Raw genomic sequence first — 20531 nt, 5'->3', positions numbered from 1 at the left:
CGGGAGGCGGACGGCACGCGATCCTGGCGATGCCCGCGAGCGTTTGCGCGAAAGCCGCGCCATGCGGGCGCGGCCCGGGCGTTTACTCCGCTGCCGGATGCAAGCGGCTGTAGCGGTTGAGGATCGGGATCATCTGCGCGTAGATCTTCGGGTTTGCCGCGACGATCTCATGGCGATGCAGGAAATCGGCGTCGCCCGTGTAGTTGCCGACGAGGCCGCCGGCCTCGGTGATCAGCAGGCTGCCCGCCGCCATGTCCCACACGTTGATGCCCTGCTCGAAGAACGCGTCGAGGCGGCCGGCCGCGACGTTCGCGAGATCGAGTGCCGCCGCGCCCGGGCGGCGCAGGCCCGTGCAGGCCTGCGTCATTTCGGTGAAGAGGCGTGCGTATGCGTCGAGGCCGTCCTTCTCGCGGAACGGGAAGCCGGTGCCGACCAGGGCGTCCGCCAGGCGGTCGCGGCGGCCGACGCGGATGCGGCGATCGTTCAGGTACGCGCCGCGGCCGCGCGTGGCCGTGAACAGGTCGTTCTTGTTCGGATCGTAGACGACGGCCTGCGTGACGACGCCCTTGTGCTCGAGCGCGATCGACACGCAGTAGTACGGAAAGCCGTGGATGAAGTTGGTCGTGCCGTCGAGCGGATCGATGATCCACTTGAATTCGGATTCGTTGTCGGATTCGCCCGATTCTTCCGCGAGGATCGCGTGATCGGGGTAGGCGGTCTTCAGCGTCTCGATGATCGCCTCTTCGGCGGCCTTGTCCACTTCGGTGACGAAGTCGTTCTGCTGCTTCTTGCGGATCTCGATCAGGTCGAGATCGAGGGACGCGCGGTTGATGATCTGTCCGGCGCGGCGCGCAGCCTTGACAGCGATGTTGAGCATGGGATGCATGGGCCTGGATCCTGTAGCCGGCGGCACGGGCCGCCACGAAGTGGAACAACCGCCCGGAACGGCGCAAGCATGCCGGGCGAGGTGAGACGCGAATTGACAAAGAGCGGGGTACGACCCGCGCCGCACGGTGTGCGACGCGTAAAGGCATGATTTTACCCGATTTTTGACGGTTTCAGGCGACCGGGATACGGGGAAACCCCCACTGTCCGTCCGGACGAGTGGGTTTGCCGCGGCGATGGCGATACCATACTGCCATTCTGATGAACCGAGTCGTATCGTAGTGGAAACCCCGCAGAACACCGCCGCGCCGGCCGAGCCGGGCGCGGCCTCGTCTCCGCCGCCGTCCGGCGGCTTCACGTCCACCCGCTTCGTGCTCGTCGAGCCGAGCCATCCCGGCAATGTCGGGGCGGCCGCCCGTGCGCTGAAGACGATGGGCTTCTCGCGTCTCGTGCTGGTCGCGCCGCGCGTGCCGCACGTGCAGAGCGACCCCGAGGCGATCGCGATGGCCAGCGGCGCGGACGACGTCCTCGCGTCCGCGCATGTCGTGCCGACGCTCGGCGACGCGCTGTCGGGCGTCCACTGGTCGATCGCGCTGACCGCGCGTACGCGCGAATACGGGCCGCCGCGCCTTGCGCCGCGCGCGGCCGCCACGCACGCGTGTGCGCAGGTCGGTACGGGCGACATCGCGCTCGTGTTCGGCAACGAGCGCACGGGCCTGGCCAATGAGCATGTCGAGCAGTGCAGCGCGCTCGCGCATATTCCGGCGAACCCGGCCTACAGCTCGCTGAACCTCGCGCAGGCCGTGCAGGTGCTCGCGTACGAGCTGCGCGTCGCGTTTCTCGAACAGGCGAGCGAGCCGTCGGCGCAACCGTCGGCCGAAGCCGGCACGCTCGCGCAGAGCGACGAGATCGAGCGGATGTACGTCCACCTCGAGCACGCGCTGATCGCGCTCGATTTCCTCGATCCGCGCAATCCGAAGAAGCTGATGCCGCGGTTGCGGCGCCTGTTCGCGCGCACGGGCCTCGAGCGCGAGGAGGTCAACATCCTGCGCGGCGTCGCGAAGCACATCCTGCTGAAGTCGGGCAAGCCCGACGGCGACGCGTAAGCGGCCGGCGCACCGGTTGCCGGTCGTTCGGTCGCCGCCTGGGTGTCGCGTCGGGCCGCGCGTCGGTCGACCGGCGGCGCCGGGTCCGGTCCATTCCATCCGGCCGATCCTCCCCGCAAGCCCGTTCCAGCAAGCCTGTCGTTCGAATACCCGCGCCGGCGGCGGGGTGAACGCGCGACCGCGTGCGGCCATGTGCGACTGGCCCTACAATCGCCGGACGTCATAAGCAAATTACCCGGTGCGATAACGGCCGGGCATTGCCGGCGATGCCCGCCGGCCTTTTCCCAGACCACATCATGTTCACGAGACTGCGCGAAGACGTTGCCACGATTCGCGAGCGGGATCCCGCCGCTCGCAGTGCATGGGAAGTGCTGACCTGTTACCCGGGGCTGCATGCGCTCGTGCTGCATCGTTTCGCGCACGCCTGCTGGCGCGCGAAGCGCTACTGGCTCGCGCGTTTCGCGTCGCAGGCCGGGCGGTTCCTGACGGGGATCGAGATCCACCCCGGCGCGACGATCGGCCGGCGGGTGTTCATCGACCACGGCATGGGCGTCGTGATCGGCGAGACGGCGATCATCGGCGACGACTGCACGATCTATCAGGGCGTGACGCTGGGCGGCACGTCGCTCACGCGCGGCGCGAAGCGCCACCCCACACTCGAAGCCGGCGTGATCGTCGGCGCGGGCGCGAAGGTGCTCGGCGGTTTCACGGTCGGGGCGGGGGCGAAGATCGGCTCGAACGCGGTCGTCGTGAAGCCGGTGCCGGCAGGCGGCACGGCGGTCGGCAATCCGGCGCGCATCGTGATGCCGGCGCAGCCGAAGCCGCAGCCCGAGCGTGCGGCATTCTGCGCCTACGGGATCACGCCGAACGCCGACGATCCGATGTCGCTCGCGATCCACGGCCTGATCGATCACGCGGCGAAGGAAAGCCGTCGTGTCGACGAGATCGTCGCGGCGCTCGAGCAGCTCGGCACGCATCTGGAAACGCTGCAGGGCGCCGATGCGGCGCGCCTCGATCTGCGCCGGCTGTCGGCGGTGCTGGAAGGCAAGACGGTCGAGCGCCAGATGTAATCCACGCGGCGGGCGCCGACGGCGGCCGGTCAATGCAACGGCAGCGGCGGCGTCACTCGAGCGGCATGGCGTGGATGCCTTCCGCATCGACGCGCAGGTAGCCGCCACGCGGCGTGCCGTGATCGAGATCCCAGTCGGGCAGCACCCAGCGGATGCCGCCGGGTTCCAGATGGCGCGCGGGGCGGTGCGTGTGGCCGTGAATGATCACGCTCGCGCGGCTCTTGCGGAACAGGGCGGCCACGCCTTCGCGCGTGACGTCGTAGATGGCCGAGGCAGGGCGCATCCGGCCCGCTTCGCTGTTCGAGCGCATGCGTTGCGCGAGCGCGCGGCGCCAGCGGAACGGCCACGCGAGAAACAGCCATTGCGCGACGCGGTTGCGCGCGAAGCGGCGGAACACCTGGTAGCCGCGGTCGGCCGTGCATTGCGCGTCGCCGTGCGCGAGCACGATACGCTGGCCGAACGCCATGATCAGCGACGGGTCGGGCAGCAGCATCGCGCCGGCTGCCTTCATGAAGCGCCGGCCGAGCAGGAAATCGCGATTGCCGTGCATCACGTAGAGCGCGATCCCGCGCTCGGAGAACGTGTGCATCAGCGCGGCCATGCGGGCCGCGAACGGGTCGTCGTCGAGGAGGTCGTCGCCGATCCAGTATTCGAATAGATCGCCGAGGATGAACACCGAGTCGGCGCTGTCGGCGGTGTACTTCACGAAATGCTCGAACGCGGCGACCGTCTTCGGAATCGCTTCGCTCAGATGCAGATCGGACAGAAACAGGAACGGGCGTGCGGCTTGCGCGTACTGGCGTTCGCCAGGCACGCCCGCGGAGACGCTTCGCGGCGGACTCTCCTGCAACATCGAAGTGTCTCCGTAACCGTGCGTCAGACCACGACGGCCTTTTCGATCACGACGTCGTCGGTCGGCACGTCCTGGTGGAAACCAGCGTTGCCCGTCTTGACGCCCTTGATCTTGTCGACCACGTCCTGGCCTTCGACGACCTTGCCGAACACCGCGTAGCCCCAGCCTTGCGGCGTCGGCGACGAGTGGTTCAGGAAGTCGTTGTCGTTCACGTTGATGAAGAACTGGGCGGTCGCCGAGTGCGGATCGTTCGTGCGCGCCATCGCGACCGTGTAGTTGTCGTTCTTCAGGCCGTTGTTCGCCTCGTTGTCGATCGGCGCGTCGGTCGGCTTCTGCTTCAGGCCCGGCTCGAAGCCGCCGCCCTGGATCATGAAGCCGTTGATCACGCGATGGAACACGGTGCCGTCGTAGTGACCCTTCTTCACGTAGTTCAGGAAGTTCTCGACCGTCTTCGGTGCCTTCGCGGCGTCGAGTTCGAGCTTGATCACGCCGTGGTTCGTATGCAGTTCAACCATGATGAATTCCTTCGGTGAGGCGGTTTAAATGGCACGCGGCCGGTCGTGCGACGCGGCCGCGTGAGTCGCCGGACGTGCCGGCAGGTTCTTACTTCGAGACGATGCTGGCCGATTCGATCACGACCGGTTGCGCCGGCACGTCCTGCATCGGGCCGCGCGAGGTCGTCGCCACGCCTTCGATCTTCTTCACGACGTCGAGACCCGACACGACCTTGCCGAACACCGCATAGCCGTTGCCGTCCGGGTTCGGGTAGTCGAGGCCGCTGTTGTCGACCGTGTTGATGAAGAACTGCGCGGTGGCCGAATTCGGATCGCTCGTGCGGGCCATCGCGATCGTGCCCGTCAGGTTCTTCAGACCATTGCGGCTCTCCAGCGGGATCGGCGCGCGGGTCGGCTTCTCCTCGAAGTTGGTCTTGTAGCCGCCGCCCTGGATCATGAAGCCCTTGATCACGCGATGGAAGATCGTGCCGTTGTACTGGCCGGCCTTCACGTAATCGAGGAAGTTGGCGACCGACTTCGGCGCCTTCTCCGGGTAGAGCTCGACACGGATGTCGCCCTGCGAGGTCTTCAGCTGCACGACGGGGTGCGCGGTGGCCGATTGCGCGAACGCGGGTGCGGTCGCGAGAAGGGCGGCGCCGCCAAGCGCCAGCAACAGACGTTTCATTGCGATCCTCAGGTTGGGAGGGGAAAGAAGGCCGCGCCGCTTATTGCGACGGCGCGACGTACGGCGCCGCCAGCGCGCCCGACGGACCGTTGAACTGGAACGTCGGCGACATCGGCAGCGTGGTGGTGCTCACGTTCGCGGCGGCGCGGTCGGTGTAGTCGCGCGTGGCCGGCGTCACCGCGCGCGCATTCGGCGCGGCTTTCGGCGGCGACACGATCTTCTGGAGATCGGCGAGGCGCTGCGCGGTCGCGCCGCTCGTGCGGCCGAGCGACTGCGCGCGCTTGTACGACTCGGCCGCGAGGCTCAGGTAGAGATCGCCGAGGTTCTCGTATGCGAGCGAATAGCTCGGGTTCGATTGCGTCGCGGTGACGAGCGCGGTGCGCGCTTCGTCGTAGCGGCCATGCTTCGCGTAAAGCGCCGCGAGATTGTTGTACGGCTCGGGCAGTTCCGGGTACGCCTGCGTGATCGCGACGAACTGCTGGATCGCGTCGTCGTCGCGGTTCAGGCGGGCCAGCACGGTGCCGCGCTTGAACTGCGCCTGCACGTCGTGCGGGTTCGACGCGATGCGCGCGTCGAGTTGCGCGAGCGCCTGCTTCCACTGCTTGCCGGCGATGGACGAGTCGATTTCGGGGGTGCCGTCGGCGACGGCCGGGGCTTTCTGCGCATGCGCCGCGGGGGCCGCGAAAAGCGTCAGCACGACGCCCATGACGGTGGTCGCAACGAGGGTCGCAGCGCTCGGCGCGCGGCCGCGATGAGGTTTCATAGGCGTAAATCGGAATGTTATACTCCGAGCCATTCTAACAAAACGTCTGCGCGTTCCGGCGAGCCGCAGACAGTCTTTCTTAGCCTCTCGTGGCCGTCACCGCTGTGCTTGCAGCCTGACCGCCCCATGTGATACGAGGACGCTCGGCCCGGTGCCGCAGCAGATGGTCCGTCCGTGTCGCATGCTGGGCGAGCTTCGCCAGGGCGGTTTCCTTCGGCTCACGGTTCATCTCTATGGAATCACTGCGCATCTACAACACGCTCGCGCGTGACAAGCAAGTCTTCGTGCCGCGCCAGTCCGGCGAAGTGCGGATGTACGTATGCGGGATCACCGTCTACGACTATTGTCACGTGGGCCACGCGCGCATGCTGGTCGTGTTCGACCTCGTCCAGCGCTGGCTGCGTGCGATCGGCTATCGGGTCACGTACGTGCGCAACATCACCGACATCGAGGACAAGATCATCCGCCGCGCGGTCGAGAACGGCGAGACGATCAAGTCGCTGACCGACCGGTTCATCAACGCGATGCACGAGGACGAAGCCGCGCTCGGTATCCAGCGGCCCGACCTCGAGCCGCGCGCGACGCAGTTCATCCCGCAGATGCTCGGCATGATCGAGACGCTCGAGGCGAACGGCTACGCGTACCAGGCGACCGACGGCGACGTCAATTACTCGGTGCGCAAGTTCGCGAACTACGGGAAGCTGTCGGGCAAGTCGCTCGACGACCTCCGCGCGGGCGAGCGCGTCGCGGCGAACGACGCGAAGCAGGATCCGCTCGACTTCGTGCTGTGGAAACGCGCGAAGGAGGACGAGCCGGAAGGCGCGTCGTGGGCGTCGAAGTACGGGATGGGCCGCCCGGGCTGGCACATCGAGTGCTCGGCGATGGGCTGCTCGCTGCTCGGCAATCACTTCGACATCCACGGCGGCGGGCAGGATCTGCAATTCCCGCACCACGAGAACGAGATCGCGCAGAGCGAAGGCGCGACCGGCGAGACGTTCGTCAACTACTGGATGCACAACGGCTTCGTGCAGGTCGACAACGAGAAGATGTCGAAATCGCTCGGCAACTTCTTCACGATCCGCGAGGTGCTCGAGCGCTACGACGCGGAAGTCATGCGCTTCTTCATCGTGCGCACGCACTACCGGTCGCCGCTCAACTACAGCGACGTGCATCTCGACGACGCGCGCGCATCGCTCACGCGCCTGTATACGGCGTTGAAGGACGTCGAGGCCGACACGCTCGCGCTCGACTGGAACGAGCCGCATGCGCAGCGTTTCGCGGCCGCGATGAACGACGACTTCAACACGCCGGTCGCGGTGGCGACGCTGTTCGAGCTCGCCGGCGAAGTGAATCGCACGCGCGACGCGTCGCTCGCGCGGCAGCTGAAACAGCTGGCGGGCCTGCTCGGCCTGCTGGGCCGCGAACCGCGCGCATTCCTGCAGCAGGCGTCCGGCGCCGCGCAGGCGGGCGCGCTCGCAGCCGACGAGATCGAAGCGAAGATCGCCGCGCGCGTCGCGGCGAAGCAAGCGAAGGACTATGCCGAAGCGGACCGGATCCGGGCGCAGCTGCTCGAAGCCGGCATCGCACTTGAAGACAAACCGGGCGGATCGACCGAATGGCGTCGCGTATGAGCGCGGCGCGTTCCACTGACCGATCCGTCAGGTAGGAGGCAAGATGGCAACGGCTAGAAAAGCGCCGGTCAGGCGCGCGACCGCGGTCGCCGCACGTCCGGCAGCCAGGCGCGTGCCGGCGGCGAAGGCGGACGCGACGCGCGCCGTGCCGAACGGTGCGCTGAACGGTCACGCGCAGCCGGCGGCTGCGCAGCCGGCCGCCGACGCGGCCCGCAAGACGCGTGCGCCCGAAGCGGGCGGCGAGGAGGTCGTCGTGCGTCCTGCTTACTGGGACAAGGCGTGCGCCGATCTCGTCAAGCGCGACCGCATCCTGAAGAAACTGATTCCGAAGTTCGGTCCCGCGCATCTCGTGAAGCGCGGCGACCCGTTCGTCACGCTCGCACGCTCGGTCGTCGGCCAGCAGATTTCGGTGCCGTCCGCGCAGTCGCTGTGGGCGCGCATCGAGGACGCGTGTCCGAAGCTCGCGCCGCAGCCGGTGATACGGCTCGGCGCGGACAAGCTGATCGCATGCGGGCTGTCGAAACGCAAGACGGAATACATCCTGGATCTGGCGCAGCATTTCGTCTCGGGCGCGTTGCACGTCGACAAATGGACGTCGATGGACGACGAGGACGTGATCGCGGAACTCACGCAGATCCGCGGCATCAGCCGCTGGACGGCCGAGATGTTCCTGATCTTCAACCTGTCGCGGCCGGACGTGCTGCCGCTCGACGACCCGGGCCTGATCCGCGCGATCAGCGTCAATTACTTCAGCGGGGAACCCGTCACGCGCAGCGAGGCGCGTGAAGTCGCCGCCAACTGGGAGCCGTGGCGCACCGTCGCGACCTGGTACATGTGGCGCAGCCTCGATGCGCCCGACGCCGACGCCTGAGCGTCGACTATCGGGTTTTGAATGTCAATAGTTGAGAGCCGGTTTTGAGCGTCGCCCGCGCGGGTAGAATACGCGCTGCCGCAAGACCCAAGGATTCGAACACATGAAGACCACGTTTCTGGATTTCGAACAGCCGATCGCCGAACTCGAGGCCAAGATCGAAGAGCTGCGATTCGTGCAGGACGACTCGGCTGTCGATATTTCGGAAGAAATCGAGCGGCTGTCGAAGAAAAGCCAGCAACTGACGAAAGACCTCTACGCGAACCTGTCGCCGTGGCAGGTGTCGCAGATCGCGCGGCATCCGCAGCGTCCGTACACGCTCGATTACGTTGCGGAACTGTTTACCGATTTTCACGAACTGCATGGCGACCGCGCATTCGCGGACGACCTGTCGATCGTCGGCGGTCTCGCGCGCTTCGGCGGTCATCCGTGCATGGTGATCGGTCACCAGAAAGGCCGCGACACGAAGGAGCGCGCCGCGCGCAATTTCGGGATGCCGCGTCCGGAAGGCTATCGCAAGGCCGAACGCCTGATGCGCCTCGCCGAGAAGTTCGGGCTGCCGATCTTCACGTTCGTCGACACGCCGGGCGCGTACCCGGGCATCGGCGCGGAAGAGCGTGGCCAGTCGGAGGCGATCGGCCGCAACCTGTACGTGATGGCCGAGCTGAAGACGCCGATCATCACGACCGTGATCGGCGAGGGCGGTTCGGGCGGCGCGCTCGCGATCGCCGTGGCCGATACCGTGATGATGCTGCAGTTCTCGACCTATTCGGTGATCTCGCCGGAAGGTTGCGCGTCGATCCTGTGGAAGAGCGCCGCGAAGGCGCCGGAAGCCGCGGAAGCGCTGGGCCTGACCGCGCACCGCCTGAAGGCGCTCGGCCTGATCGACAAGATCATCAACGAGCCGCTCGGCGGCGCGCATCGCGACCCGAAGGGCATGGCCGCACTGCTGCGCCGCGCGCTCGCCGATTCGCTGCGCCAGTTCCAGGGCATGAGCATCGATGCGCTGCGCGAGCGCCGTTTCGAGCGCCTGATGGCCTACGGCAAGTTCAAGGAAACCACGCCGGGCGCATGACCGGCTGCGTATTCGATTCGCGCGCCGCTGCGCGCGCGTTCCTCTCGTGATCCCACCGACCGAATTCTCCGCCGACCGCGCCGTCCTCGACGCGGTCGGCGTTGCGCTTTCCGGCATGACGGCCGATGCGCGCATCGCGATCGCCTTCAGCGGCGGCCTCGACTCGACGGTGCTGCTCGATGCGGCCGTGCGCGTCGCGGGCGCGTCGCGTTGCGTCGCGCTGCATGTGCATCACGGCCTGAGCGCGAACGCCGATGCATGGGTTGCACATGCCGAAGCGGAAGCCGCGCGGCTCGGCGTCGCGTTCGAATCGATGCGCGTCGACGTGCCGCGCGACAGCGGCCTCGGTATCGAGGCCACGGCACGCGAGCGTCGTTACGCGGCGCTCGGCGCGATGTGCGAGCGCCATGGCGCGGCCACGCTGTGGCTAGCGCAACATGCGGACGATCAGGCGGAGACCGTGCTGCTGCAGCTGTTGCGCGGCGCGGGCATCGCCGGGCTCGCCGCGATGGCGCCGCGCTATCGCCCCGACGGCGTGAGCGTCGAACGGGTGCGCCCGTTGCTGCGATTGTTGCGCGCGCAACTTGAGCGCTACGCGGAGCAGCATGCGCTCGCATGGATCGACGACGAATCGAACGGCGACACGCGTTATGCGCGCAATGCGTTGCGCATCGACGTGCTGCCGGCGCTGGCCGTGCATTTCCCGGGCTTTCGCGATGCGCTCGGCCGCGCGGCGCAGCATGCGGCCGCCGCGCAGAAGCTGCTCGACGATCTGGCCGAACTGGATTTCGCCGCCGTTGCGCGCGACGACGGGCATGCGCTGTCGCGCGACGCGCTGGTCGCGTTCGACGACACGCGCGGCGCGAACCTGCTGCGCTTCTGGATGCGCCGGCTCGGCTTGCCGGGCGCGTCGGCCGCGCGGCTCGCCAACATGATGCGGCAGCTGCGCGCCGCGCATGACGCGCACGCGCTGCGTGTCGATCACGCAGGGCAGTGCCTGCGGCTCTATCGCGATACCGTTTACTGGGAAGCGGGCGACAGCAGCGAACCGGCCGATGACGGCACGGGCACGCCGCACCCGGAAGCAGCGCTCGCGTGGGATGGGCAGGAGGTCTGGCACGTGCCGGGCTGGCGCGGCACGTTCGTGTTCGCGCCGGCCGACGCGGCGAGCGCCGGCGCGGTGCCGGAGGCGCTGCTGCGCGGCGCCAGGCTCACGGTACGCGCCCGCGCGGGCGGCGAGCGGATGCGCATGTCGCCGGGCGGCCCGGGCCGCACGCTGAAGAACCTGTTCCAGGAGCGCGGCGTGCCGGCCTGGCAGCGCGACGTGCCGCTTCTGTTCGCGGGCGACCGGCTGCTCTACGTGCCGCGGCTTGGCCTCGATCGCGATATCGGCCTGTCCGGGAGCGAGACGGCCGGCAACGGCGACTGGCGCCGGATCGAATGGCGCCCCGACCTGCTGATCGCGTAGCGTCCGGCACGCGTCCGGCACGCGTCCGGCGGCGCGATGGCGCGCCCATTTTCACCATTTGGTAAACAGCGCCTGAACGGCTCCCAGCACGGCGGGCGGCTTGTCAAGCGGGCTTCTATCGGGTACGCTCGGTCGTTTGCTCGGCTCGATTTTTGAGCGTTTTGTGCAGGTTTTCCGCGTGACGTACCCGGTTTGCGCGGCCTGATCGGCCTTCCGGGCAAAATCCGTCACGCTTGCGTGTTGCGTCCCAGCCGTCCCCCTTGTCGTCCGTCCACAGCCACAAGCCGCGTGACCGAACGGCTACGCGGCCTGCCCAGCGCGCCCGTGCGGTTTCTCCTCCAGTTCAGAACGACAATGGCACTCATCGTACACAAATACGGCGGCACTTCGATGGGCTCGGTCGAGCGCATCAAGAACGTCGCGAAACGCGTCGCAAAATGGCATCAGGCCGGGCACCAGATGGTGGTCGTGCCTTCGGCGATGTCCGGCGAAACCAACCGTCTGCTCGGTCTTGCGAAAGAGATTTCGAGCCAGCCGAGCCCGCGTGAGCTCGACATGATCGCGTCGACCGGCGAGCAGGTCAGCGTCGGCCTGCTGTCGATCGCGCTGCAGGAAATCGGCGTCGAGGCCGTGAGCTACGCCGGCTGGCAAGTACCGATCAAGACCGACAGCGCGTTCACGAAAGCGCGCATTCACTCGATCGACGACGAGCGCGTGAAGGCCGATCTGAACGCCGGCAAGGTCGTGATCATCACGGGCTTCCAGGGCGTCGATCCGGACGGCCACATCACGACGCTGGGCCGAGGCGGCTCCGATACGTCGGCGGTGGCGGTCGCGGCCGCGCTGGATGCCGAAGAGTGCCTGATCTACACGGACGTCGACGGCGTCTACACGACCGACCCGCGCGTCGTCGAAGAGGCGCGCCGCCTCGATCGCGTGACGTTCGAAGAGATGCTGGAAATGGCCAGCCTCGGCTCGAAGGTCCTGCAGATCCGCTCGGTCGAATTCGCCGGCAAATACCAGGTGAAGACGCGTGTGCTGTCGAGCCTGACCGATCCGCTGATTGCGCTCGACGAAGAAATGCGCTCGGGCACCCTGATTACTTTTGAAGAAGACGAGACCATGGAAAAGGCAGTCATTTCCGGCATCGCGTTCCAGCGCGACGAAGCACGCATTGCTGTGATGGGCGTGCCCGACAAGCCGGGCATCGCATATCAGATCCTCGGCCCGGTCGCCGACGCGAACGTCGACGTCGACATGATCATCCAGAACCAGAGCGTCGAAGGCAAAACCGACTTCACGTTCACGGTCGGCCGCGGCGACTACCAGAAGGCGATGGACATCCTCACCAACCAGGTGCAGGGCCATGTCAGCGCCGAGCGCGTGCAGGGCGACCCGAAGGTGTCGAAGGTGTCGGTCGTCGGCGTCGGCATGCGTTCGCACGTGGGCGTCGCGAGCAAGATGTTCCGCACGCTGTCGGAAGAGGGCATCAACATCCAGATGATCTCGACGTCCGAAATCAAGATTTCGGTGCTGATCGACGAGAAATACATGGAGCTGGCCGTCCGCGCGCTGCACAAGGCATTCGAACTCGACCAGGCATCGTGAATTTTTCGTGATGCATTGAAGAAAATGCATCACCGAAATTGACGCACGGTTCGAAACCCTATAATATCTCGTTCTCGTCGCACTGCCTCCCTGGTGCGAGCGAAAGTTTGGGAGACGTGGCCGAGAGGTCGAAGGCACTCCCCTGCTAAGGGAGCATCTGGGCCAAAACCTGGATCGAGGGTTCGAATCCCTCCGTCTCCGCCAAAAGCGGTGACAAAGCCCCGCAAGTTCTCGGACTTGCGGGGCTTTTTCTTTTTCCGGCCCGTCGTGCCGTGTCGCGCGCGACAGGTCCGATGCTGCCGGATCGCGTCCTCACGCGAACCTTGTCGCGGCCCCTCGGGCAATGAATGCTCGACTTGAGCCCCTGTCATGCGCAACATACGCGTATCGACCGGCGCAATTCAAGGTGATGCTCGTGGCAAGCCCGCATGCAGTTCTGACGTTCCGCTCTCATCGGCCTGTCGACGGACTCGTCGACAATCACGCGCGTTACGCGCAGTTGCACGGCTACCGGCATGCGATCGTCGACGGCACGCACGTGTACGGCGAGCGCCAGCAGATCCTGCACAAGTACCACGCGCTCATCGCGCAGCTCGTCGCGATGGAGCCGGGCGCGTTGCTGCTCGTGCTCGATCCGTTCTCCGTCGTGTTCGATCCGCACGCGCTGCCGGACGTCGCGCACGGTTACGACGCAATCGTCACCACCCAGACGTCGAAGTCGCCGCTGCCTGCCGCGAGCGGCATGATTTTCCGCAACGTGCCCGGCGTGCGGGAGCGATTGCGCGAGCTCGCGCTCGAACTGGGCAAGTGGGCGATGCGCCTTCCGGAACGGCGTCACGCGTGCGAGGCGACGCTGCTCGCGGAGCACTTTGCGCCGCTGCCGTTCGATGTACCGCTCGCGAACGGGCATTTCGCGTCGGTGCAGACGGTCTGGAGCGAGGGCATCGCGATCGATTCGATCGCCGGCGCTCGGCCGCTGGTCGCGCACCACGCGCCCGAGTGGCAGGACGTGGACGGTGGCTGGGCGCCGGCGGCCGACTACGACTTTCGCTACGTGGTCGCGCTCGTCGACGATGCCGAGCGGTACCAGCGCGGCGATTCCCCGCGCGCGCTGGACGACTGGCGCGCCGCGCAGCAGCGAACGCGCGAAGCGGAGCGGCACGTGAATCCGCACGCGCGTGTTGCGTTCGTGAGCCTGCATACGCCGCATATCGCGGGCTATGGCGATCTGCACGAGGAAAACTTCGTCCGCTACTGCACGCGGCACGGTTATGCGTACCACACGTATCGCGAGGCGCCCGCGTTTCTGCCGGGCGGCATCGATGCGAACTGGGCGAAGCTGCATCTGATTCGCGAACATCTGCCGCACCACGAATTCGTGTTCTGGGTCGATGCGGACATCCTGGCAATCGACCAGAGTCGGTCCATCGACGGCGTGATCGAGGGCCGCGACTTCCTGATCGGTACCGATCACACGGCCTGGGCGATCAATTCATGCATGATCGGCGTGCGCAACGTGGCGCCGATGCGCGCACTCGTCGAGCGCATCTGCGCGCGCATCGAGCGCTTCGACGATCGGTCGTCGGTCTACGCGAGCGGCGGCGACCAGCAGGCGATCTATGTGGAACTGCTGGAGTCCGGCATGATCGATGCACGTCATATCGTCGACGCGACGACGCTTGCGGCGTCGCCGGTCTACGCGACGCGCGACAGCCGCTTCGTTCATTTCCCCGCGCAACACGACCACTATCGAGCGGTGACGATGCGCGTGTGGGACCGGCAAAGCCATCGGCGCTGACGGCCGGGAGCATGAAGCATGCGCGGGCTGCCGTGACGGTGGGCGGGCAGGGTGGCCATTCGCTCGGCCGATCGGAAGATGAATGTAAGTATCGATGTAAGAAAAAGAGGTGCGCCGGACCATCGTCCTGCCCGGCCTCGATAATTCCATTCCGGCCCCACGAAATGAACCGACGATGTCAAAAATGCGGCATTGCGTCGTTTTTCATGATGAGCCCGGCGCGTAATACAAAAAATTACTCAATCAAATCAGCGCCATGCGTCGGCGTGGAAAATTGAGGCTCTGCTGCGCTGCAGAAAATAATCAATCGCCTTATGCTCGTTAACCCGATCGCGTTTGAGCGGCATCAAGTTTTTCCGTGATGCCGCTTTACATTTTGCCAACGCTGGCGATTCACGAAATCTACCTGTCGATTTGATTTCGTACCTTTCGTCTCGCCTGTCCCCGATACAGTGCGCGACCTCCTCAAGGCTTTGTTGACATGCATGATTTCCCCTTCCTGAGCCTGGCCATCTGGGCTCCGATCCTGTTAGGCGCGTGCCTGCTGCGCGTCGGTTCCGACCATCACCCGCGCCGGACGCGGCTGATCGCGCTCGCGGGCGCGATCGTGGGGCTGGCGGCCGTCGTCCCGCTGGTTGCCGGCTTCGACGCACATTCGGCGGCGATGCAGTTTGTCGAAAGCCGCGACTGGCTGGCGGCGTTCAATTCCGGATGGCGTGTCGGCATCGACGGCGCGTCGCTGTGGCTCGTCGTGCTGACCGCCTTCACGACGCTGGTGGTGGTGATCGCGTCGTGGGAGTCGGTCACGGTGCGCGTCGCGCAGTACTACGCGTCGTTCCTGATCCTGTCGGGGCTGATGGTCGGCGTGTTCGTCGCGCAGGACGGGCTGCTGTTCTTCATCTTCTTCGAGGCGACGCTGATCCCGCTGTACCTGCTGATCGGCACGTGGGGGCGCGAGCGACGCGTCTATGCGGCCGTGAAGTTCTTCTTCATCTCGTTCGCCGGCTCGCTGCTGCTGCTGATGGCGATGCTGTACCTGTATGCGCAGTCGCATACGTTCGACATGGCCGCGTGGCGCACGCTGCAACTCGGCTTCGCGCCGCAGTTGCTGGTGTTCCTCGGCTTCTTCGCGGCGTTCGCGGTGAAGGTGCCGATGTGGCCGGTCCATACGTGGCTGAGCGACGTCTATACCGACGGCCCGACCGGTGCCGCGCTGATGCTCGCGATGCTCAAGCTCGGCGGCTACGGGTTCCTGCGCTTCGCGCTGCCGGTCACGCCCGATGCGAGCCACTTCTTCGCACCGGCCGTGATCGCGCTATCGCTGTTCGCGATCGTCTATGCGAGCCTGATCGCGCTCGCGCAGACCGATCTCGGCAAGCTGCTCGCGTATTCGACCGTTGCACACATGGGCATCGTCACGCTCGGGCTGTTCCTGTTCAACCGGATCGGCGTCGAAGGCGCGATCGTGCAGCTCGTGTCGTACGGCTTCGTCGCCGGCGCGATGCTGCTGTGCGTGAACGTGCTCGTCGATCGCACGAAGCAGCGCGAGATCGCCGCGTACGGCGGCGTGGCGGGCGTGATGCCGCGTTTCGCGACCTTCACGCTGCTGTTCGCGATGGCCAACGTCGGCCTGCCGGGCACGTCGGGTTTCGTCGGCGAGTTCATGGTCATCATGGGGGCGATCCGCTTCAACTTCTGGATCGGCGCGATCGCGGCGCTCACGCTGATCCTCAGCGCGTCGTACACGCTGTGGATGCTCAAGCGCGTGGTGTTCGGCAAGGTCGCGAGCCAGCGGATCGCGAAGCTCGCCGACCTGAACCGTCGCGAGATCGTGATGTTCGCGTCGCTCGCGCTGATCGTGCTGGCGATCGGCATCGATCCGAAGCCGTTTACCGACGCGATCGATCCGACCGTCGGCAAGCTGATCCAGGAAGCGAGCCACTCGAAGGTGCCGGCAGGGGACGGCCCCGTGCCGGCGCTGCCGTCGTACATGGCGTCGACGCACGACTGAGCGCGGCGCGCGCGCCAAGCAGGCCGCATCGCGTGGCGACGCGGTCGTTGCGCGCACATCGATCGAGGTCCGGCGCAGGGGCGCCGGGCCGGCTTCCGGCTGCGTGAAATTGCCCCGCGACAATGTGACTCACGGCAGATTTTGCAATGATGATTTGCCGCATCCACCGGTTTTTCATCACACCCGCGCGACGTATGATTCGGCCACTTTCGTGGATCGAATGCGCATCGGGCATACGCAAACGGATTCAATGACCCTCGGGCTGTGTGATGAAAAGAAAAGCTTCAAGAGGCTGGGCGGCGCTGATGTCGATCGGCGCGGCGTTGAGCCTGTCAGGCTGTAATTTAGATGTACTAAATCCGAAAGGTAGCGTGGGCGCCGCCGAAAAGGCGCTGATCGCGACGTCCACCTGGGCGATGCTGGTCGTCGTCGTGCCGGTGATCCTGCTCACGCTGTGGTTCGCGTGGCGTTATCGCGCATCGAACCGGAACGCGACCTATGCGCCGAACTGGTCGCATTCGACCGCGATCGAGGTCGTGATCTGGACGGTGCCGACGCTGATCATCCTGTTCCTTGGGGTGCTCACGTGGAAGACCACGCACGAGCTCGACCCGTACAAGCCGCTCGAGTCGTCGGTGAAGCCGATCGACGTCGAGGTCGTCGCGCTCGACTGGAAGTGGCTGTTCATCTATCCGGAGCTCGGCATCGCGTCGGTCAACCAGCTCGCGATTCCGGTGGGCACGCCGGTGAATTTCCGCATCACGTCGGATTCGGTGATGAACTCGTTCTTCATTCCGCAGCTCGGCGGCCAGGTCTATGCGATGGCCGGGATGCAGACGCGCCTGCACCTGATCGCCGACGAACCCGGCAACTACGCGGGCACGTCCGCCAACTTCAGCGGCCGCGGTTTCTCCGACATGAAGTTCCGCACGCTCGCGGAGCCGCGCGAACAGTTCGATGCCTGGGTGCAGAAGGTCAAGGCGTCGCCGGACCGGCTCGACGCGACCGTGTACGGCACCGTCGCGCAGCCGAGCGAGAAGGCGCCGGTGCGCTACTTCTCGTCGGTCGATCCGCGGCTCTTCCACAACATCATCGCGAAATACAACGATGGCCACGTCCTCGACCTGAAGGACGCCGCCTGCGGCACGAAGGGGTAACGCATGTTCGGCAAACTCACACTTTCGGCGATCCCGTTCGATCAGCCCATCATCATGGGGGCAGGCGCCTTCATGGGGCTGGTCGTGCTGGGCATTCTCGCCGCGCTGACGATCACCGGCCGGTGGAAATGGCTGTGGACGGAATGGCTGACCACGGTCGACCACAAGAGACTCGGCGTGATGTACATCATCGTCGCGCTGATCATGCTGCTGCGCGGCTTCGCCGACGCGATCATGATGCGCATGCAGCTCGCGCTCGCGTACAACGGGCCCGGCTACCTGCCGCCGCACCACTATGACCAGGTCTTCACGGCGCACGGCGTGATCATGATCTTCTTCATGGCGATGGTGTTCATGGTCGGCCTGATGAACCTGATCGTGCCGCTGCAGATCGGCGCGCGCGACGTCGCGTTCCCGTTCATCAACTCGCTCTCGTTCTGGATGACGGCCGTCAGCGCGATCCTGATCAACGTGTCGCTCGTGATCGGCGAATTCGCGCAGACGGGCTGGCTCGCGTACCCGCCGCTGTCGGAGCTGCAGTTCAGTCCGGGGGTAGGGGTCGACTACTACCTGTGGGCGCTGCAGATCTCGGGCGTCGGCACGCTGCTGACCGGCGTGAACTTCTTCGTGACGATCATCAAGATGCGCGCGCCCGGCATGACGCTGATGAAGATGCCGGTGTTCACGTGGACCGCGCTCTGCACGAACGTGCTGATCATGGCGTCGTTCCCGATCCTGACCGCGACGCTTGCGCTCCTCGGCCTCGACCGTTACCTCGGCATGCACTTCTTCACGAACGACGCCGGCGGCAACGCGATGCTGTACCTGAACCTGATCTGGGCGTGGGGCCATCCGGAGGTGTACATCCTGATCCTGCCGGCGTTCGGGATCTTCTCGGAAGTGATCGCGACGTTCGCGAAGAAGCCGCTGTTCGGCTACAAGACGATGGTGTACGCGACCTGCGCGATCATGGTGCTGTCGTTCCTCGTGTGGCTGCATCACTTCTTCACGATGGGCTCCGGGGCGAACGTGAACGCGTTCTTCGGGATCATGACGATGATCATCGCGATCCCGACCGGCGTGAAGGTGTTCAACTGGCTGTTCACGATGTATCGCGGCCGGATCGAATTCACGACGCCCGTGCTGTGGACGATCGGCTTCATGGTCACGTTCACGCTCGGCGGCATGACCGGCGTGATGATGGCGATTCCCGGCGCGGACTTCGTGCTGCACAACAGCCTGTTCCTGATTGCGCACTTTCACAACGTGATCATCGGCGGCGTGCTGTTCGGCTATCTCGCGGGCTTCAACTACTGGTTCCCGAAGGCGTTCGGCTTCAAGCTGAACGAGAAGCTCGGCAAGGCCGCGTTCTGGTTCTGGCAGATCGGCTTCTACGTCGCGTTCGTGCCGCTCTACGTGCTCGGCTTCATGGGCATGACGCGCCGCCTGAACCACTACGACAACCCGGCCTGGCATCCGTGGCTGCTGGTCGCCGCGTTCGGCGCCGTGCTGATCGCGATCGGCATCGCGTGCCAGCTGCTGCAACTGGTGGTCAGCATCCGCAATCGCCACCTGCCCGAGTACCGCGACACGACGGGCGATCCGTGGGGCGGCCGCACGCTGGAGTGGGCGACGTCGTCGCCGCCGGCCGACTACAACTTCGCGGTGATCCCGCAGGTGCGCACGCTCGACGCGTACGCGGACATGAAGGCGCGCGGCGAAGGGCGGCCGAACCCGGCGACGTTCCGCGACATCCACATGCCGTCGAATACCTGCGCGGGTCTCGTGATCGCGATCTTCAGCCTGGTGCTCGGCTTCGCGCTGGTGTGGCACATCTGGTGGATGGCGATCGGCGGACTCGTCGGGATCATCGCGACGCTCGTGATCTACAGCTCGCGCGATAACGACGGTTATTACATCCCCGCGTCGACGGTGCGGAAGATCGAGGACAAGCAGCCGACGACGCGCACGGCCGCGCGCGTCGACGACGTGGAACTGGAGGCCAACTGATGTTGCAGAAAACCTTGAGCGCGACCCTGCTCGAGCACGACGACCATCCGCCGTCGCATTCGGTGTTCGGTTTCTGGCTGTACCTGATGACCGACTGCGTGATCTTCGCGGCGCTGTTCGCGACGTTCGCGGTGCTGGGCCACCAGTACGCGGGCGGCCAGACCGCGAAGGAGCTGTTCGACATTCCGGGCGTCGCGGTGGAAACCGCCGCGCTGCTGCTGTCGAGCATCACGTACGGTTTCGCGATGCTCGCGGCGTACAAGCAGCGGCGCGGCGCGCTGCTCGCATGGCTCGCGGTGACGTTCGTGCTCGGCGCGGCGTTTCTCGCGATGGAACTGCGCGAGTTCTCGCACCTGATCGCGGAAGGCGCGGGCCCGCAGCGCAGCGCGTTCCTGTCGGCGTTCTTCACGCTGGTCGGCACGCACGGGCTGCATGTGACGGCCGGCCTGCTGTGGATGATCGTGCTCGCCGGGCAGATCGTGTTCCGCGGCGGCGACCTGACCGATCGCGACCTGCGGCGCCTCACGTGCCTGAGCCTGTTCTGGCACTTCCTCGACATCGTGTGGATCTGCGTGTTTTCCTTTGTCTATCTCGCGAGCGTGATCTAAATGGCCCATTCGCATTCGTCTCAACTCGAAGAAGGGCACGGCAGCGTCGGCGGCTACGTCGCCGGCTTCATCCTGTCGGTGCTGCTCACGGCCGCGTCGTTCGGCCTCGTGATGGGCGGCGTGCTGTCGCCGCATGCGTCGCTGATCGCGCTGGCCGTGCTCGCCTTCGTGCAGATCGTCGTGCACCTCGTGTACTTCCTGCACATGAACGGCTCGTCGGGCCAGCGCTGGAACGTGATGGCGTTCAGCTACACGGTGCTGACCGCGGCGATCCTGATCGTCGGCACGTTGTGGGTGATGCACAACGTCAGCATGAACATGATGTCGCGTTGAGCGGCGTCGCGGCGCGGCGGCCGATATCCATGCGCGCTCATGACGAAAAGGCGGCACTCGCGTGCCGCCTTTTTCATTTCTCCCCCGGCCGCGTTGCGCCGGGCC

The 20531-nt window shown here is 65.9% G+C and carries 19 protein-coding genes and 1 tRNA gene; 15 read left to right on the top strand and 5 right to left on the bottom strand.

Going from position 1 to position 20531, the window contains the following annotated elements; genetic code table 11:
* Positions 1–82: 82 nt before the first annotated feature.
* Positions 83–886, bottom strand: a complete 804-nt coding sequence (locus WJ12_RS10540) for an inositol monophosphatase family protein (RefSeq protein WP_034188908.1) — start codon at positions 884–886, stop codon at positions 83–85.
* Positions 887–1166: 280 nt separating this feature from the next.
* Between WJ12_RS10540 and WJ12_RS10535 the strand changes: the two genes are divergently transcribed.
* Entirely contained in the window at positions 1167–1991 is an 825-nt protein-coding gene (locus tag WJ12_RS10535; protein WP_049030217.1) for an RNA methyltransferase, read from the top strand.
* Positions 1992–2287: 296 nt separating this feature from the next.
* Positions 2288–3061, top strand: a complete 774-nt coding sequence (gene cysE, locus WJ12_RS10530; RefSeq protein WP_034188906.1) for a serine O-acetyltransferase — start codon at positions 2288–2290, stop codon at positions 3059–3061.
* 52 nt (positions 3062–3113) lie between these two features.
* Here cysE and WJ12_RS10525 read toward each other — a convergent pair whose 3' ends face one another.
* The 4 genes from WJ12_RS10525 to WJ12_RS10510 all read right to left on the bottom strand — a co-directional run bounded on the left by WJ12_RS10525 (position 3114) and on the right by WJ12_RS10510 (position 5856).
* Positions 3114–3914 carry a UDP-2,3-diacylglucosamine diphosphatase gene (locus WJ12_RS10525; protein WP_034188905.1) on the bottom strand — a complete coding sequence of 267 codons (801 nt, stop codon included), beginning with the start codon at positions 3912–3914 and terminating at the stop codon, positions 3114–3116.
* 23 nt (positions 3915–3937) lie between these two features.
* A complete protein-coding gene (locus tag WJ12_RS10520) occupies positions 3938–4429 on the bottom strand; it encodes a peptidylprolyl isomerase (RefSeq protein ID WP_006478428.1) in 492 nt (163 codons plus the stop codon).
* Positions 4430–4517: 88 nt separating this feature from the next.
* Positions 4518–5093, bottom strand: coding sequence for a peptidylprolyl isomerase (locus WJ12_RS10515; RefSeq protein WP_034188904.1), 576 nt, complete (start codon positions 5091–5093; stop codon positions 4518–4520).
* A gap of 40 nt (positions 5094–5133) precedes the next feature.
* Positions 5134–5856, bottom strand: a complete 723-nt coding sequence (locus WJ12_RS10510; protein WP_083262742.1) for a tetratricopeptide repeat protein — start codon at positions 5854–5856, stop codon at positions 5134–5136.
* A 233-nt stretch (positions 5857–6089) separates the two neighbouring features.
* Here WJ12_RS10510 and cysS point away from each other — a divergent pair, with 233 nt between their 5' ends.
* From cysS to cyoD, 13 genes are all read left to right on the top strand, one after another.
* The gene (gene cysS, locus WJ12_RS10505) at positions 6090–7487 is read left to right on the top strand and encodes a cysteine--tRNA ligase (RefSeq protein WP_034188902.1); all 1398 of its coding nucleotides are present in this window, start codon (positions 6090–6092) and stop codon (positions 7485–7487) included.
* A 43-nt stretch (positions 7488–7530) separates the two neighbouring features.
* Positions 7531–8358, top strand: a complete 828-nt coding sequence (locus WJ12_RS10500) for a DNA-3-methyladenine glycosylase family protein (RefSeq protein WP_034188901.1) — start codon at positions 7531–7533, stop codon at positions 8356–8358.
* Between the two features lie 103 nt (positions 8359–8461).
* Complete coding sequence (locus WJ12_RS10495) at positions 8462–9433, top strand: acetyl-CoA carboxylase carboxyltransferase subunit alpha (protein WP_006478433.1); 972 nt, start codon at positions 8462–8464, stop codon at positions 9431–9433.
* A gap of 46 nt (positions 9434–9479) precedes the next feature.
* Positions 9480–10901, top strand: coding sequence for a tRNA lysidine(34) synthetase TilS (gene tilS / locus WJ12_RS10490; protein WP_069245671.1), 1422 nt, complete (start codon positions 9480–9482; stop codon positions 10899–10901).
* Between the two features lie 354 nt (positions 10902–11255).
* Positions 11256–12509 (top strand): aspartate kinase, encoded by a 1254-nt coding sequence (locus tag WJ12_RS10485; protein ID WP_034188899.1) that lies wholly within the window; start codon positions 11256–11258, stop codon positions 12507–12509.
* Between the two features lie 110 nt (positions 12510–12619).
* Positions 12620–12713: transfer RNA gene (locus WJ12_RS10480), tRNA-Ser, on the top strand.
* Between the two features lie 205 nt (positions 12714–12918).
* Positions 12919–14307, top strand: a complete 1389-nt coding sequence (locus WJ12_RS10475; RefSeq protein ID WP_069245670.1) for a glycosyltransferase family protein — start codon at positions 12919–12921, stop codon at positions 14305–14307.
* A gap of 481 nt (positions 14308–14788) precedes the next feature.
* Positions 14789–16318: a complex I subunit 4 family protein gene (locus WJ12_RS10470; RefSeq protein ID WP_034188897.1), complete on the top strand. Its 1530-nt coding sequence runs from the start codon at positions 14789–14791 to the stop codon at positions 16316–16318.
* A 103-nt stretch (positions 16319–16421) separates the two neighbouring features.
* Positions 16422–16661, top strand: coding sequence for a hypothetical protein (locus WJ12_RS36355; protein WP_167361858.1), 240 nt, complete (start codon positions 16422–16424; stop codon positions 16659–16661).
* The gene (gene cyoA / locus WJ12_RS10465; protein WP_034188896.1) at positions 16588–17475 is read left to right on the top strand and encodes a ubiquinol oxidase subunit II; all 888 of its coding nucleotides are present in this window, start codon (positions 16588–16590) and stop codon (positions 17473–17475) included. The genes WJ12_RS36355 and cyoA overlap by 74 nt, the downstream gene beginning before the upstream one ends.
* 3 nt (positions 17476–17478) lie before the next feature.
* On the top strand, positions 17479–19485 hold the full coding sequence (cyoB, locus tag WJ12_RS10460; protein ID WP_034188895.1) for a cytochrome o ubiquinol oxidase subunit I: 2007 nt from the start codon (positions 17479–17481) through the stop codon (positions 19483–19485).
* Positions 19485–20093: a cytochrome o ubiquinol oxidase subunit III gene (gene cyoC, locus WJ12_RS10455; protein WP_034188894.1), complete on the top strand. Its 609-nt coding sequence runs from the start codon at positions 19485–19487 to the stop codon at positions 20091–20093. Before cyoB ends, cyoC begins: the two co-directional genes overlap by 1 nt.
* Entirely contained in the window at positions 20094–20426 is a 333-nt protein-coding gene (gene cyoD / locus WJ12_RS10450) for a cytochrome o ubiquinol oxidase subunit IV (protein WP_011352504.1), read from the top strand.
* Positions 20427–20531 lie beyond the last annotated feature (105 nt).

The sequence above is a fragment of the Burkholderia seminalis genome, from assembly GCF_001718535.1.
Classification (GTDB): Bacteria; Pseudomonadota; Gammaproteobacteria; order Burkholderiales; family Burkholderiaceae; genus Burkholderia; species Burkholderia seminalis.
This window is presented reverse-complemented; position numbering and strand designations above follow the sequence as displayed.

Bases quoted from the DNA above. Each gene is read 5' to 3' on its own strand.
- cyoC (WP_034188894.1), top strand. From the start codon at position 19,485: ATGTTGCAGAAAACCTTGAGCGCGACCCTGCTCGAGCACGACGACCAT.
- WJ12_RS10495 (WP_006478433.1), top strand. From the start codon at position 8,462: ATGAAGACCACGTTTCTGGATTTCGAACAGCCGATCGCCGAACTCGAG.
- cysE (WP_034188906.1), top strand. From the start codon at position 2,288: ATGTTCACGAGACTGCGCGAAGACGTTGCCACGATTCGCGAGCGGGAT.
- WJ12_RS10540 (WP_034188908.1), bottom strand. From the start codon at position 886: ATGCATCCCATGCTCAACATCGCTGTCAAGGCTGCGCGCCGCGCCGGA.
- WJ12_RS10475 (WP_069245670.1), top strand. From the start codon at position 12,919: ATGCTCGTGGCAAGCCCGCATGCAGTTCTGACGTTCCGCTCTCATCGG.
- WJ12_RS10525 (WP_034188905.1), bottom strand. From the start codon at position 3,914: ATGTTGCAGGAGAGTCCGCCGCGAAGCGTCTCCGCGGGCGTGCCTGGC.
- cysS (WP_034188902.1), top strand. From the start codon at position 6,090: ATGGAATCACTGCGCATCTACAACACGCTCGCGCGTGACAAGCAAGTC.
- WJ12_RS10500 (WP_034188901.1), top strand. From the start codon at position 7,531: ATGGCAACGGCTAGAAAAGCGCCGGTCAGGCGCGCGACCGCGGTCGCC.
- cyoB (WP_034188895.1), top strand. From the start codon at position 17,479: ATGTTCGGCAAACTCACACTTTCGGCGATCCCGTTCGATCAGCCCATC.
- WJ12_RS10515 (WP_034188904.1), bottom strand. From the start codon at position 5,093: ATGAAACGTCTGTTGCTGGCGCTTGGCGGCGCCGCCCTTCTCGCGACC.
- cyoD (WP_011352504.1), top strand. From the start codon at position 20,094: ATGGCCCATTCGCATTCGTCTCAACTCGAAGAAGGGCACGGCAGCGTC.
- cyoA (WP_034188896.1), top strand. From the start codon at position 16,588: ATGAAAAGAAAAGCTTCAAGAGGCTGGGCGGCGCTGATGTCGATCGGC.
- WJ12_RS10470 (WP_034188897.1), top strand. From the start codon at position 14,789: ATGCATGATTTCCCCTTCCTGAGCCTGGCCATCTGGGCTCCGATCCTG.
- WJ12_RS10510 (WP_083262742.1), bottom strand. From the start codon at position 5,856: ATGAAACCTCATCGCGGCCGCGCGCCGAGCGCTGCGACCCTCGTTGCG.
- WJ12_RS10485 (WP_034188899.1), top strand. From the start codon at position 11,256: ATGGCACTCATCGTACACAAATACGGCGGCACTTCGATGGGCTCGGTC.
- WJ12_RS10520 (WP_006478428.1), bottom strand. From the start codon at position 4,429: ATGGTTGAACTGCATACGAACCACGGCGTGATCAAGCTCGAACTCGAC.